We start from the raw sequence: 13,292 nt of genomic DNA, 5'->3' as shown, positions 1-13,292 counted from the left end.
GGCGGGTGTGCCAGGTCAGGCGGTGGCGGCGGCCTGACGGACGAGATCCGGCAGGGGTGGAACGGGCATGGCGCCGGGGACGCGCAGGCGGTCACCGAGGTAGCGGTAGAACGAGACGCCGAGCTTGCGGCAGGTCTTCATCAGGCCGAGCAGCACGTCGCGTGCGGTCCGACCATCCGCACTCATGGTGCCGCCGGAGATCTTGCGCTTGGTGACGCAGGCACCCGCATGTCCTGGTAGCCCTTGAAGCGCGAGCCCGGCGGCGGCGCGGCCTTCACCACCACCTCGGCGGTCACCGCGTCACGGTCCCGCTTGGCGCCCCGTCGGCGCCGTGACCGCTTGCCGCTCTTGCCCGGCCCGGCGCTGCCGCCGGTCGCCTTCTCCATCCCCGAGGGCCTCGAGGGCGGCCGCGGCGGCAACCCCTTCAGCCGCGCCACCTCGTCCCGCAGCGCCTGGTTCTCCGTCTTCAGCGCCGCATTCGCCGAACCGAGCTCGGCAACCTTCGTCAGCAGCGTGCCGACAAGCTCCCGCAGTTCGGCGAGCGACAAGGTCTCCAGCAAGGCGTTGTCAGGCGACGACATCGGCAGCGTGTGTCCGTCGTCGAATGGTTTGAGACAGCGTAGGCGGCTGGCTAGCGGAGGGTCTGGCCCATCTGGTGGCGAGGTTAGGCGGCGAGTTGCTGGTGGATCAAGCGTCGCTGCTGGATGGTGTTGTGCTTGATGCGTTTTCGGTCGAGCAGGATGGTCTGGCCCCGGCCGAAATAGACGTCAGCCGGAGTGAGGTTGCGCAGGCTCTCGTGGCAGCGCCGATGGTTGTAGTGGTCGACAAAAGCCACGATCTGCGCCTCAAGGTCGCCGGGCAGGTAGTAGTTTTCGAGCAGGATGCGGTTCTTGAGTGTCTGGTGCCAACGCTCGATCTTGCCCTGTGTCTGTGGATGGCAGGGCGCGCCGCGGACATGGTCCATGGCCTGCTTGTCGAGCCACTGCGCCAACTCGCCGGCGATGTAGCAGGGCCCGTTGTCGGACAGCAGACGTGGGCGGTGCCGCACGCGGGCCTGGGCGCAGCCTGAGGCGGTCAGCGCCATGTCCAGCGTGTCGGTGACATCGCTGGCCGCCATGGTGGTGCACAGCTTCCAGGCGATCACGTAGCGGGAGAAATCGTCGAGCACGGTGGAGAGGTAGAACCAGCCCCAGCCGATGACCTTGAGGTAGGTGAAATCGGTCTGCCACAGCTGATTGGGCGCGGTAGTCTTGGTGTGGAATTCCTCGGCCGCCTTGACCACGATGTAGGCTGGGCTGGTGATCAGGTCATGCGCCTTGAGCAGGCGATAGACCGAGGCTTCGGAGACGAAATAGCGCTGCTGGTCGGTGAAGCGCACGGCGAGTTCGCGGGGCGAGAGTTCGGGCTCGGCCAGCGCCAAGTCGATGATCTGCCCACGCGTTGCATCGGCGATGCGGTTCCAGACGCGATCTGGGCGCGAGGGATGGTCGGCCAGGGCTTCTGGGCCGCCACGCTGGTGGCGGTCATACCAGCGATAGAAGGTCGCTGGCGGGATGCCCAACTGGCGCAGCGTGCGGCGGGCGGGCAAGTGAGACTGCTCGACGAGGCGGATGATCTCGAGCTTCTCGGCGGCGGTATATCTCATGAACGGTCGTCCCCAGCCGCGATCATGCTTTTTTTGAGCAGGCGCAGCTCGAGCGCCTGTTCAGCGACGACCTCTTTCAGGGCACGGGCTTCGTGGCGGAGTTCCTTGACCTCGTCGGTGGTCGCGGCGCGCGCCGTATCGCCGGCCAGGCGGCGCTTGCCAGCTTCCAGGAACTCCTTGGACCAAGCGTAGTAGAGGCTCTCGGCGATGGCCTCGCGGCGGCACAGGGCGGCGATGCTTTCCTCGCCGCGCAGCCCTTCGAGGACAATGCGGATCTTGTCCTCCGCCGAGTGGTGCTTGCGGGTCGCGCGGCGGATGTCGCGCACCACCTTCTCGGCAGGTGGCTTGGCGGTGGGGGTGGAGGATTTCTGGCTCATCTTCACTCTCCTGGGGTTACGATGAGCCAGAAATCCTCCGCTACTCAACCACGCCAGTTTGTCTCAAGGGTGCTGACGTCGGACATCCTGCGCGACTGGGCCCATGGGTTCTGATCAACGGGATTTGGTATAACCCTGTCGGGCCGCGCCAGCCGTGGGGCAAAACCCTTGATGGTTTCAAGACAGGCCGATATGATGGGCGATATGAGATTGGTGCTGGACACCGACGTGATTAGGAGCGGCCTGCAAAGCTCCGTCGGCGCTTCGCGGCTCCTGCTCTATGCGGTGGCCGAGGGAGCGTTCGTCCCGCTCGTGACGGTCGCCACCGTACTCGAGCACGAGGACGTGCTGATGCGGCCGGAATGTTTGGCGGTGACGGGTCTAACCCATCAGGAAACCGCCGACTTCCTGGACGAATACATCGCGCACTCCGAGCGCGTCATCGTCTGGCGGCGGACCCGGCCGAGCATTCAGGACCCTTCGGACGAGATCTTCGTCGAGGCAGTGGTGAACGGCAGGGGCGACGCGATCGTCACGTTCAATCGGCGCGACTACCTCGACGCGGACCAGCGCCTCGCGTCACAGGGACGGACCGTCATCCCGGTCATCTCGCCGGGAGAGGCACTCAGGAGGTTGGCATGGCGACCTACGGCAACTACGCCCTTCGTCTTCCCGCGTCGTTGATGGCCGACCTACGGGCGGCCGCCGAACGCGACGGGGTGTCGATGAACGGCTTCATCGTTCAGGCGGTCGCCGAGAAGGTGGCGGCGCTACGGGCGCGGGGATTTTTGGGCGACCTTACGCCCGAGGAGCAGGCTGTCTATCTCGATGGGCGTGCCGCCCGGTCTCGGGAGGGCAGGCTCTCCAAGCTCATCGCGAAGGCGGGCACGACCGATGAGGTGCTTCCGGGAGACGAGCTCCCAGCTGGTTGGCTGCCGGACAGTGAGCCCGGCGACGATGTCGCAGCAGACAGCGGGCCTCGCCAACGCGTGTGAGCGCGGGCAGCCACTACCTGCCAGGGACAGCACCGAGGCCGGACAGCGGATCCCAACCGACCAGCGCCTGGTGACGCTTGTCCTGGCGCTGCCAATAGCCCGCCATGCTCCTGCTGACCGGGGTGGCCATGACGCGCGTCAGCAGGCGCTCGCCCACGCTCCGGAAGTCGACGCGGCGCAGGTCTTCCCTCCAGTCGAGGTCCGCCACATACCAATCGAGGTACTTCCCCGCCATCCGGTGGTAGATCCCGATCTCGGCCCGCCGGGCGCGGGAGAAGAAGCTCTCGGCCTGGTTTGTGCTGGCATCGGCCGTCTCGACGTACGCCTTGCCGTGGTCGTTCCTGACCATCGTCGCGAGGCCGACCAGCTCGTCGTAGGACTTGTGCTGGTCGGCACGCAGTTCGGCGCCCTCGCGCACGTGGTTCCGCACCAGGTGCCAAGCGACGTCACCCCTCTCGTCCGACGCGGCGGCCGCCAGCGTGCGGGCCCCGGTGCTGCGCTCCCGCAGCGCGATGACCGCCATCCTCTTGTCGGTCTGGTTCTTGGCCACACGCCGGTCCGCGCGGTTCGCCGCGCGGTTGGTGGGGCGCACAACCGCCCCAGTCAGCGGGGCGTCTGCCAGGGGCTTTTGGTGGCGGAGGGCTGGGGGGCAACCCTCTCCATCGTGGACCCGTCGCTCGCAAACCCATAAATCGGTGGAATTGGCCTCAGCGGCCGCTATAGGCGGCTCACGCTATTGGCCCCGCACATCGTGGAGGCGATCCTGAATGGTCGGCAGCCGGCGGGGATGACACTACCGGGGCTGATGGAGCCGTTTCCGTTAGAGTGGGAGGGGCGACAGCGGCCCATTGTTCCCGCGGCTGCTTACGACCGTTTGGCTTTACGCGCCGCCGCACGAGCCTTCCACGACCAGCTTTCCCGATGCCGGACCAGATTCCGCCGGACGGAGGCCGCAGCTTCTGGCTTTTCCTCAACCTTGGCGACGACAGCTTTGGAGGCCATCGGCGGCGTCTCTACGGCCTTCGGCAGCTTCGGAGCCGGAGCGGCAAATCCGGCGCGCGGCGTGGGCTTCACGCCGAGGGTCTTCGCCGAGCTAGGCGAAGCACTGGCGGGCGGAGCGGCCTGCGACTTGGAGACTGCCTTCCGGGCAGGCTTGGCGGCGGTGGAGCCCCTCGTTTTTCCGGTCTTGGCGCCAACCCGTCGTGCTGACGCGGCGGCCTTCGCTTTTCCAGCCGTGGTGGTATTCGCCGCGCGCGCGGGCCCTTCCGCCGGCGACCGCGCCCGGGACTGTCTTGCGGCGCTCTTGGCCGCTGGTACCGCGCTATCCGTGCCAGGCTCGGGCGGCTGCACAATATCGATGGCGAACAGTGCCGCCAGGTCGCCATCCTGCAGAACACGCCCGGCAGTCGGGGCGGCGGCAGCGAGCGGCATGTCCGCCGCGGCTCCGGCGATCAGTTCTGCGCCGTCCACCGCGCGCAGCCGGAACAGCAGATCCGGCTGCACGTCGAGCCGCGCGCCGACCGCGTACAACACGGCTGCCACATGCTTGCACATGGAGGCATGGTCCGGACAGCTGCAGGTGAAACGGATCTCCGCCGGGCTCGGGAAGAGGCCGGCGTCCTGGCGACATAGTCGCTCCATGACCGGCTTGGAGAAACGGCCCTGCAGTAATTCCACCAGGCTGTCGATACGCCCCGCGCAGTCGACACAGAGCCGCCGCCACGCCGACTGCTCCAGCGGGCAGATAGTAACCTTGGTCTCATACAGATCGGAGCCGTTGACCAGCGCGCGGACCTCGCCGGGTGTGATCTGCAGATCGATCACTGACCCGTTGCGCACATAGCTGCGCCCGCGCGGCAGGCGGTTCTCGTAGTCACGATAGGCTTCCAGATTGCTGCCCCACGCCTTGCCCCAGAAGGTCGTGGCGATGCTGCGTCCTGCGAGGATAACGGGCGCCAGTTGCCTGCCCTGCTTGCGCAGTCGGGCTGTCAGGCTCTCGGCCTGCCTGCGCCGCTCGGCGACCGTCACATAGGGCGCCCAGCTCATCAAGCTGCGTGACATCGCCCTCACTCCCCCATGGCGGAATTGAGGTCCAGTGCCACCAGCCGCAGCAGCGCCTCGTCGGACAGATCGGTGACATTGATCTCCTCGCCGCCAGCCAGCACCGCATCGGACAGGCTACGCTTGGTATCGATCATCTCGCCGATCCGCTCCTCGACGGTACCGCGGCAGACGAATTTGTGCACTAGCACGTTGCGCTTCTGGCCGATGCGGAAGGCGCGGTCGGTCGCTTGGTTCTCCACCGCCGGGTTCCACCAGCGGTCGAAATGCACGACATGCGAGGCGGCGGTCAGCGTCAGTCCGGCGCCGCCAGCCTTCAGCGATAGGACAAAGAAAGGCGCGGCCTCGGAGTCCTGGAACTCGCGCACCAGCGCCTGACGCTGCTTCACTGCCGTGGCGCCGTGCAGAACCAGGCCGGCACGACCGAAGATGCTGCCCAGGAACGTCGCTAAAGGCTGCGTCGCTTCCTTGAACTGTGTGAAGACCAGCATCTTCTCCTGCCGCGCCGCCACCACCTCGGCAATGTCGCGGAGCCTGCCGAACTTGCCGCTCTCCGCCTCGGCCCAGCCACCATCGTTCAACCAATGCGAGGGATGGTTGCAGATCTGCTTGAAACGCATCAGCGAGGCCAGCACCAACCCGCGCCGCTGCATGCCGTCCGCCTGATCAAGCCGTTCGGAAAGATCCTCCACCGCCTGGGCATAAAGCGCGGCCTGGCGGCGAGACAGGTGGCAATGCGCCGTGACCTCGGTCTTGTCCGGCAGGTCGGCGATGATGGCACGGTCGGTCTTCATGCGGCGCAGGATGTAAGGTCGCACCAACTCGCGCAGTGGGCCGTAGGGGTTGTGCGCGCGCTCCGTCAGGCCCTTGGTATAGCCGGTAAACTGCTTTGCGGTGCCGAGCAGGCCGGGATTGATGACGTCGAAGATCGACCACAAATCGCCGAGGCTGTTCTCCACAGGCGTGCCGGTCAGCGCGATGCGGGCGCGCGCCTTCAGCGCCCGCACGGCGCGGGTCTGCCTGGCGACCGGGTTCTTAAGCGCCTGCGCCTCGTCGAAGATCGCCAGCCGCCATTCGGCCTCGGCCAGAACCTTCAGTCGCAGCAGCGAGCCGTAGCTCGTGATCACCAGGTCGAGCCCGGCAGCATCCGTCGCGCTGAAGCGCTTCACTTCCGCGGCTGGCATGGCGGAGGGATGCAGGATGCGCGCCCGCAACACGGGGGCGAAGCGCGCGATCTCCGCCGCCCAGTTGGCGAGCAGCGAAGCGGGTGCGACCAGCAGCGAGGCGCCGGGTTTCCCCTTTGCCTCGCGCCGTTGCACCAGCAGCAGCGCGAGCACCTGGATGGTTTTTCCAAGTCCCATATCATCGGCCAGGCAGCCGCCGAGCCCCAGCCCGCTGAGCAGATGCAGCCATTGCAGCCCGGCTTTCTGATAGGGCCGCAGCGTGCCTTGCAGGGCCGGGCCGGGATCTATGGCGCTGGCCTCGGGCGCGCGCAGGCCGCGCAGGGTCTCGGCCAGCCAGGGGCCGGCAGTGACGCGGGACCATTCGGCGGCGCGGGTTGCGTCGGCCGCATCCTTGGCGAGGCCGGTGCCGGCGAGCAAGCGCATCGCCTCGGCGAAGGGCAGCCCGTCCTTCTCGGCCATCGCCTCGGCAGCGCGGAACTGGTCCAGCGTGCGTTGCAGCTTGGCGCGGTCCACCTCCACCCAGCGCCCGCGCAGCAGCACCAGGTTCTCCGTGCCGGCCAGCAGCAGGCGCAGTTCCGTCTCCGTCAGCTCCTCGCCATCCAGGGTGGTGGCGACACGGAAGTCCAGCAGGCTGTCCAGGCCGAATTTCGACGGCGCGCGGGCGCCGACGGTGGCGGTTGCCTGCGGGCGCGGCGGCCGGCCTTCGGCCCAGCCCGCGGGCATGCGCAGCACCACGCCGGCGCGTTCCAGCGCCTCTGCGCTAGCCAGCAGGCGCCAGGCCTCGCCAGGACACCAGCGCAGCGGGTGGAAAATCTCCCCACGGTCGACCAACTCACGCAGCCAGTCGCAGGTCTCGGCGGCGCGCTGCACGGGCAGCAGCAGCGAGAGCAGCCTGCCGCGGTTCGCGGCGCCGCCATACTCGCGCAAGGCCTGACCGAGCGGCTGATGCTGCACCCGCGCCTGGGCCGAAAGCTGGGGGACGTAGGTCGCCAGGAAGGCGAATGGCGCGTCGGGGTCGCGGCGGTTCTCAGCCAGGTTGAAATGCACGCGCCCGACCAAGTTCCAGGCCGGATTGAGATCCTTCAGCACCTCCTGCAACCCGGTGCGGGAAGCGGCCAGCCTTGCCGCCAGTGTCGTCGCCAGGGCGTGCCACAGGTCGCGCAACACGTCAGCCGCCAGATACTCGGCCCCTGGCATAATTGGCGCGGTGAGGACCATGAAGCCGAGTTCGGCCTCGTTGGGCGGGGACACCTTTGGCAGCGCGGCACTGTCCTCGGCGCCGGCGGCTTCGACGCAGAGTGCGGCGACGTAACGGGCGGCGAAGTCGCGCCACCATGCAAAAACCGGCGGCAGGGCCGTGCCGACCTCGCCTGCGCCGAGGCGCAACAGGCCGTCGCCGCTGCCGCGGGCGAAGGCTTTTTGCAGTCGGTCAGCGACAGCCTGGTCCATGCCAGGAGCGTCGGCTCTGGGTTCGCAGACCAGATTGCCGTGGGGTGTCAGGCGCAGGTCGAGTGCGGACATGATGGCGGACAGGTCAACAAGAATGCGAGCGGCGTGCAAGGTAGGGTGCATTCTCGTAGAGCCGAACAACTAGACGTGGCGCGATGATCGTTACGCCTCCATGCTGTACTGTAAGTGCTCAGCATTTCGTGGGGGGCCGGATTGGGTGCCGTTCTGGCGCGGCTGGGGCCGGCTTCAGGCGAACATAGGCGAACGCGAGCGGCAGCAACTCAGATCGTTATCACGGAGAAGACCAGCCAGGCGAAGGACGTCCGGGCGGCGGTTGGCGGCCGTTATGGGGCGATCCTGCCGGCCGAGGGCCACCTGTTCGACCTCGTCGAGCCGGAGGAGGTTTCGGCGGACTGGAAACGGTGGACGGCCGTCCTGTTGCGGCCAGACGGCCTCTACGGCACCAAGCCAGCCACCGGTGGCAATAAGGCGCCGAAGATCAGGGCGATCCGTGAGGCGCTGCGGGGCGCGAAGCGGGTTTGGCTCGCCACCGATTGCGATCGCGAGTGGCAACTGATCGGCCAGGAAATCCTGGAGCACTACAACTACCGTGGCAAGGTCATGCGGGTGATCTTCACGGCCCAGGATCCGCAGACCATCCACGACGCCTTCGCGCAGGCCAAGCCCAGTTCCGAGTTCGCCCGCCTCTATGCTGCTGCTGTCGCGCGGCGCCAGGCCGATCAGATCTACAACCTGTCACTGACCCGCACGGCTACGGTGACCTTGGCCCGGGGGGCGCGGACTGTTATCGGCGTCGGCCGGGTGAAGACACCGACGCTGGCCATCGTCTGCAAGCGCGAGTTGGAGATCCGCAACTTCGTCCCGCAGACCTATTTTGAGGTGGTCGCCACCGCCCAGGCCGAAGCCGGGCAGTTGCGGATGCGGTGCGCGCCGAAGGAGCGGATCCTGAAGCGCGAAGATGCCGAGGCCGTCGCCACGGCTGCCGAGGGCTTCACTGGACCGCTCGCCGTGCCGGTCGAGGACAAGAGGCAGGGGCCTCCGCGGCTGCATGATCTGCCGTCCCTGCAGAAGCTGTGCGGCTCACGCTTCGGCTGGTCGGCGGCACGGACCCTGGAAGTGGCGCAGGAGCTCTATGACGGCCAGGGCAAGAAGGTCATCACCTACCTCCGCGCCGAGACCCGGTACCTGCCGGAGAGCCTGATCCCGGACGCGCCGCGGATCATCGCCGGGCTGCAGGTCGGACGCGACTTCAGCGAGATCCCGGTGCCGGAGCCACCGGTCATCCGGCGCGGCGCGAGCGGCCATTTCCACGACAGGGGCTTGGCCGGGGCCAGCCACCACGCCGTCATCCCCAACGTCAACACGGTTGACACGCTCCGGGAGGTCTGGCCGCGCCTGTCGGGTGATGAGCGGCGGCTGTTCGATGTCATCGCCCGCTCCTACCTGGCCGCCATGATGCCGGACTTCCACTTTCGGCAGACCACCGTTATGCTGGATGTCCGGGGCCATATGTTTCGCGCCGCCGGGCGGCAGCCGATCGAGCTCGGCTGGCGCGCGGCCCTTCCGGACTGGCAGCCGGCCGAGGAGAAGGGGGAGGAGGCGCAGCTGCTGCCCGTCCTCAGGCATGGCGAGACGGTCACGCTGCGCGACGCCACGGTCGAGGACAAGGAGACCCGGCCGCCGCCGCGCTACAACGAGGGCACCCTGATCGAGGCGATGCAGAATGCCTGGCGCTTTGTCGTTGATGAGGCGCTGCAGGAGCGGCTGAAGGAGGCCAAGGGGATCGGCACGCCCGCGACCCGGGCCGAGATCATCCGCGGCCTCAAGGCACAGGAATTCCTCGTCCCCGACGGCAAGCACATCGTGCCGACCGAGCGCGGCTTGGCGCTCTTTGACGTGCTGGAGAAAGCCGATCCGCCGCTGGTCGACCCCGGCGTGACGGCGCAGATGGAGCGCCTGCTAGACGATGTGCTGGTCGGGCAGCAGGAGATGGTTGCGGCGATCGACGCCGTCTGCGCCCAGGCCAGCAGAATCATAAGCCGGCTGCAGGAGCGTGCGGGCGGCGTCGATGCCAGGTTGCTGGACGGTGTCGCCAAGCCAGCCGGCCCGGATCGGCCGCCGACGCCGGCGATGAAGGGCTTTGTAAACAGCCTTGCCCGCCAGAAGGGAATCAAGCCGCCGCGGGGCTACACCACCTCGGGCGCGGCCTGCCGCGCCTTCCTCGACCAGCACGCGCCCAAGAAGGACGGAGCACAGGCGCCGGCCGATGTCGGCGCCGGGCAACCACCGCTCGCCCGGAATGCTGTCGCAAACACGCGCCGGCTGTACCAACTTGCTGCCGATGTACCGGCAGTGCAGATCGCGTCAGAGCCGGGCGACAGCCGCAGCAAGCCGGACCGCAAGACAGTTAGCCGGAAGCGAAAGGGCAGCACCGGGAAACCGTGAGCGACGCGACCGGGCAAGGTCACGCCGGAGCCCCGTTTCGTGGATGCGCCTGGTGGCGATACTCCGCTGCGCATTCCGTTCGGCAACAAGGAGGCGGCACTCCAACTCGGCGCCCGCTATCGCACCGGCGGCTGGTACGCGCCGGCAGGGGTCGATCTTGCCGCCTTCCTGAAACGCGGATGGCTATGACGGGGAGTGCCGGGACCGGTTGGCCGGAAAGGACATCCTATGGAACAGCGGCTGCATCGCATTGATACCAAATCTCGGCGGCAGTGACTCACGAAAGGGCTTTTCCGACGCGGAGCTGATCTGATTCAAGGAGGCGAGCATTGGAGCTTCGCCATGGGCCAGCCGCTTCCTCTCCGCCCCGACTATGATGGCCCAGCCCTGCGCGCCGCGGCGCGCCGATGCAGAGATGCCGCGCCAGCGCGGCGTCTGTTGGCGTTGGCGGCGATCTATGAAGGCGCCTCGCGCACTGAGGCAGCGCGGATCGGCACGGTGACGCTGCAGATCATTCGAGACTGGGTCGTGCGGTTCAACGCCATGGGCACGGAGGGCCTGGTCGACCGAAAGCCGCCGGGCTCGCTGCCACGGCTGACCGCCGCCCACAGTACAGCGCTGACCGCGATGATCGAGGCGGGCCCGATCCCCGCCAGCCATGGCGTGGTGCGCTGGCGGCTGGTCGATCTCGGCCAGTGGCTGTGGGAGGAGTTCCAGGTCTCGGTTTCGAAGCAGACGCTGAGCCGCGAACTGCGCGCGATGGGCTACCGCAAGCTCTCGGCCCGGCCGCGGCATCATGCGCAGGCTGAGGGCGCCATTGATCTTTTTAAAAGACCTTCCCCTCCCGTCTGGAGGAAGTCGCGCACGAGAAGGGTGTCGCCATCAGCGCCATAGAGATCTGGTTCGCCGATGAAGCCCGCGTCGGTCAGAAGAACAAGATCACCCGCCGCTGGGCTCGCCGTGGCACCCGTCCGTCCGCGCCGCAGGACCAACGCACCGCGTCGATGTATCTCTTCGGCGCGGTCTGTCCATGGAATGGCAAGGGCGCTGCCGTCGTGCTGCCGTTCTGCAACAGTGCCGCAATGAACGTGCACCTGGTCGAGATCGCCGCCATCGTCGAGCCCGGCACGCATGCGGTGTTGCTGCTCGACCAAGCAGGGTGGCAGTGCCGCCCAACATCACCCTTCTGCCGCTGCCGCCGAAATGCCCAGAGCTCAATGTGATGGAGAACGTCTGGCAGTTCATGCGCGACAACTGGCTGTCGAACCGCATCTTCCAAGCCCATGAAGACATCGTCGAGCACTGCTGCCGCGCCTGGAACAGGCTCGTCGATCAGCCCTGGCGCATCATGTCCATCGGCCTGCGCGACTGGGCCCATGGGTTCTGATCAACGGGATTTAGTATCAGCCCAATGAGCGCAATGTGGTGCACGCCATCCTTGAATGAGACGCGGTAGGCCGCGGGCCAGGCCAGCGTGCCCACCGCGGCCCGAGGCGCGCGGACCGGCAGGACCGCCTCGGTGAGCGTTTGCAAGAAGGCCCGGGTGATCATCGGCTCCACAAATGTCAGCTCTCCGTCGTAGGAGCCAACGAGCAGTGTCTTATCGAAGGGCTGCCCGTTCAGCTCGGGCGCGTCGGTAGCGACCCAGTGCGCGCCCATGCGTGGCAAACCGCCGTGCACCCAACGAAGCCGGGCGGCACGAGGTCTGCGGAGGGCTCGCGCGCCAGCTTCGCCTCGTAGTCGGGATCCTCCGGCACTATGCGTTCCAGCGCGGCGGCGCTGACGCGGTAGAAGTGTATGTCGAAATGCGGCCGGTCATACACGCCGGGCGGCTCGTGCCCGCGTGGGGCCCAGTCCAGCCCGACATGGTCGTAGCCGAGCGCTCTGGCCTGCGCTGGCAGTGCCAGGTTGAACCCGACCATCTCGTCCGGCAGCCCAGCCAGGGCCGCCTGTGTCAGGCCGATGCCGAGCGAGATCGGCATGCCGGCGGCATCCAGGCCGACCCAGGTGAAGGCCTGCCCGCGACCGAGCGCCTGGCGCGGTCCTTCCACGATCCTTGCGGGCGCAACGAAAGCGACGGGCTGGGCCGCTGCCGGCGGGGCCAGCTGTGCGGCCACCGGCGCCGCCGCCATTCCCGGCGCGGCATGGGCGGGATGCGCCTGCGACGGCTGCATCATCGCAGGCAGCACCAGCAGGGCGCTCGTGGCCAGGCATGTGCGGATTGCGTTCATGTGTCTTCCTCCTCCTTGCAGTCGGGGCACGGCTCGGCCCCGGTTCATCGATGCCGGGATCAGGCGCGGACGAGTTCGGCGTCCCGCGCATCCTGCGTTCCAAGCAGGTCCTCCACCGCGGCGACGATCCGGTCGGGCTGCGGCACGAAGGCCTGTTCGAGCGGGAAGCTCGCGGGGGCGGGCGCGTCGGGGCCGGTCAGGCGCAGCACGGGCGCCCGCAGGTCCCGGAAGGCCTTCTCCGCCACGATGGCGGCGACCTCGGCGCCGATGCCGCACATCCGGCTGGCCTCGTGCACGACGACGACACGGCCGGTCCTGCGCGCCGAGGCGAGCACCGTCTCCTCGTCGAGCGGCTTCAGCGTGCGCAAATCCACCACCTCGGCGTTGATGCCGCGCACGGCCAGTTGCTCGGCGGCCTGCAGGCAGCCATGCACGGTCTTCGCGTAGGAGATCAGCGTGACGTCGGAGCCGCTGCGCCGCATCGCCGCCTTGCCGAGCGGCACGACCTCGTCCGACACCTCGCCCCGCGTGGAGCCGAGGGCAAGATCCGTGAAGAACAGCACCGGGTTGTCGTCGCGGATCGCGGCCTTGAGCAGCCCCTTGAAGTCCGCCGGCGTGGACGGCATCACAACCTTCAGGCCCGGGCTGTGCGCGAACCAAGCCTCGATGTTGTGGTTGTGCTGCGACCCGACGCCCCAGCCCGCGCCGGTGGCGGCCAGGACCACCATTGGGAAGGCGAACTGGCCGCCCGAGAGATAGCGCAGCTTGCCGGCGCTGTTCACGATCTCGTCCATCGCGTAGCAAAGGAAGGGCGCGAACAGCAGGTCGATCACCGGCCGCAGGCCGGTGGCCGCCGCGCCGGCCGCGGTGCCGGCGATGATGCC

Annotated in this window: 13 protein-coding genes and 1 pseudogene; 5 read left to right on the top strand and 9 right to left on the bottom strand. The window is 67.8% G+C overall.

Going from position 1 to position 13,292, the window contains the following annotated elements; all coding sequences use genetic code 11:
- Window positions 1-15: 15 nt before the first annotated feature.
- From ACLF3G_RS27150 to ACLF3G_RS27140, 3 genes are all read right to left on the bottom strand, one after another.
- Window positions 16-186, bottom strand: a complete 171-nt coding sequence (locus tag ACLF3G_RS27150; RefSeq protein WP_430672516.1) for a hypothetical protein — start codon at window positions 184-186, stop codon at window positions 16-18.
- Window positions 183-581 carry a cell division protein ZapB gene (locus ACLF3G_RS27145; RefSeq protein WP_430672515.1) on the bottom strand — a complete coding sequence of 133 codons (399 nt, stop codon included), beginning with the start codon at window positions 579-581 and terminating at the stop codon, window positions 183-185. Before ACLF3G_RS27145 ends, ACLF3G_RS27150 begins: the two co-directional genes overlap by 4 nt.
- 83 nt (window positions 582-664) lie before the next feature.
- Window positions 665-2,022, bottom strand: a protein-coding gene (locus ACLF3G_RS27140; RefSeq protein ID WP_430672514.1) for an IS3 family transposase whose coding sequence is annotated in 2 segments (ribosomal slippage) — window positions 665-1,680 and window positions 1,680-2,022 — 1,359 coding nt in all. Because the reading frame shifts where the segments join, the coding sequence is not laid out codon by codon here.
- 213 nt (window positions 2,023-2,235) lie between these two features.
- Between ACLF3G_RS27140 and ACLF3G_RS27135 the strand changes: the two genes are divergently transcribed.
- Both ACLF3G_RS27135 and ACLF3G_RS27130 read left to right on the top strand, forming a co-directional pair.
- A complete protein-coding gene (locus ACLF3G_RS27135; RefSeq protein ID WP_430672513.1) occupies window positions 2,236-2,706 on the top strand; it encodes a PIN domain-containing protein in 471 nt (156 codons plus the stop codon).
- On the top strand, window positions 2,661-3,017 hold the full coding sequence (locus ACLF3G_RS27130; RefSeq protein WP_430672512.1) for a YlcI/YnfO family protein: 357 nt from the start codon (window positions 2,661-2,663) through the stop codon (window positions 3,015-3,017). Before ACLF3G_RS27135 ends, ACLF3G_RS27130 begins: the two co-directional genes overlap by 46 nt.
- Window positions 3,018-3,030: 13 nt before the next feature.
- Here the strand turns inward: ACLF3G_RS27130 and ACLF3G_RS27125 are convergent, their stop codons facing one another.
- From ACLF3G_RS27125 to ACLF3G_RS27115, 3 genes are all read right to left on the bottom strand, one after another.
- Window positions 3,031-3,609: a transposase gene (locus tag ACLF3G_RS27125; protein ID WP_430672511.1), complete on the bottom strand. Its 579-nt coding sequence runs from the start codon at window positions 3,607-3,609 to the stop codon at window positions 3,031-3,033.
- Window positions 3,610-3,881: 272 nt separating this feature from the next.
- Window positions 3,882-5,078, bottom strand: coding sequence for an SWIM zinc finger family protein (locus ACLF3G_RS27120; RefSeq protein WP_430672510.1), 1,197 nt, complete (start codon window positions 5,076-5,078; stop codon window positions 3,882-3,884).
- A gap of 5 nt (window positions 5,079-5,083) precedes the next feature.
- Complete coding sequence (locus tag ACLF3G_RS27115; RefSeq protein WP_430672509.1) at window positions 5,084-7,783, bottom strand: DEAD/DEAH box helicase; 2,700 nt, start codon at window positions 7,781-7,783, stop codon at window positions 5,084-5,086.
- Between the two features lie 114 nt (window positions 7,784-7,897).
- Between ACLF3G_RS27115 and ACLF3G_RS27110 the strand changes: the two genes are divergently transcribed.
- From ACLF3G_RS27110 to ACLF3G_RS27100, 3 genes and pseudogenes are all read left to right on the top strand, one after another.
- Window positions 7,898-10,177 carry a type IA DNA topoisomerase gene (locus ACLF3G_RS27110; protein ID WP_430672508.1) on the top strand — a complete coding sequence of 760 codons (2,280 nt, stop codon included), beginning with the start codon at window positions 7,898-7,900 and terminating at the stop codon, window positions 10,175-10,177.
- 39 nt (window positions 10,178-10,216) lie between these two features.
- On the top strand, window positions 10,217-10,366 hold the full coding sequence (locus tag ACLF3G_RS27105) for a DUF5710 domain-containing protein (protein ID WP_430672507.1): 150 nt from the start codon (window positions 10,217-10,219) through the stop codon (window positions 10,364-10,366).
- Window positions 10,367-10,519: 153 nt separating this feature from the next.
- Window positions 10,520-11,564 (top strand): annotated as a pseudogene (locus ACLF3G_RS27100) (IS630 family transposase).
- Here the strand turns inward: ACLF3G_RS27100 and ACLF3G_RS27095 are convergent.
- From ACLF3G_RS27095 to ACLF3G_RS27085, 3 genes are all read right to left on the bottom strand, one after another.
- On the bottom strand, window positions 11,510-11,836 hold the full coding sequence (locus tag ACLF3G_RS27095) for a hypothetical protein (protein WP_430672506.1): 327 nt from the start codon (window positions 11,834-11,836) through the stop codon (window positions 11,510-11,512). The pseudogene ACLF3G_RS27100 and the gene ACLF3G_RS27095 overlap by 55 nt on opposite strands.
- Window positions 11,797-12,408, bottom strand: coding sequence for a DUF5602 domain-containing protein (locus tag ACLF3G_RS27090; RefSeq protein ID WP_430672505.1), 612 nt, complete (start codon window positions 12,406-12,408; stop codon window positions 11,797-11,799). Before ACLF3G_RS27090 ends, ACLF3G_RS27095 begins: the two co-directional genes overlap by 40 nt.
- 59 nt (window positions 12,409-12,467) lie before the next feature.
- Window positions 12,468-13,292, bottom strand: an 825-nt coding sequence (locus ACLF3G_RS27085) for an alpha-ketoacid dehydrogenase subunit beta (RefSeq protein WP_430672504.1), incomplete at its 5' end; no start/stop codon positions are given.

It is taken from the genome of Falsiroseomonas sp. HC035, assembly GCF_050563525.1.
Lineage (GTDB): Bacteria > Pseudomonadota > Alphaproteobacteria > Acetobacterales > Acetobacteraceae > Falsiroseomonas.
This window is presented reverse-complemented; position numbering and strand designations above follow the sequence as displayed.

Coding starts and splice junctions, on each gene's coding strand:
- ACLF3G_RS27120 (WP_430672510.1), bottom strand. CDS start 5,078: ATGTCACGCAGCTTGATGAGCTGGGCGCCCTATGTGACGGTCGCCGAG.
- ACLF3G_RS27115 (WP_430672509.1), bottom strand. CDS start 7,783: ATGTCCGCACTCGACCTGCGCCTGACACCCCACGGCAATCTGGTCTGC.
- ACLF3G_RS27090 (WP_430672505.1), bottom strand. CDS start 12,408: ATGAACGCAATCCGCACATGCCTGGCCACGAGCGCCCTGCTGGTGCTG.
- ACLF3G_RS27150 (WP_430672516.1), bottom strand. CDS start 186: ATGAGTGCGGATGGTCGGACCGCACGCGACGTGCTGCTCGGCCTGATG.
- ACLF3G_RS27095 (WP_430672506.1), bottom strand. CDS start 11,836: ATGGGCGCGCACTGGGTCGCTACCGACGCGCCCGAGCTGAACGGGCAG.
- ACLF3G_RS27145 (WP_430672515.1), bottom strand. CDS start 581: ATGTCGTCGCCTGACAACGCCTTGCTGGAGACCTTGTCGCTCGCCGAA.
- ACLF3G_RS27130 (WP_430672512.1), top strand. CDS start 2,661: ATGGCGACCTACGGCAACTACGCCCTTCGTCTTCCCGCGTCGTTGATG.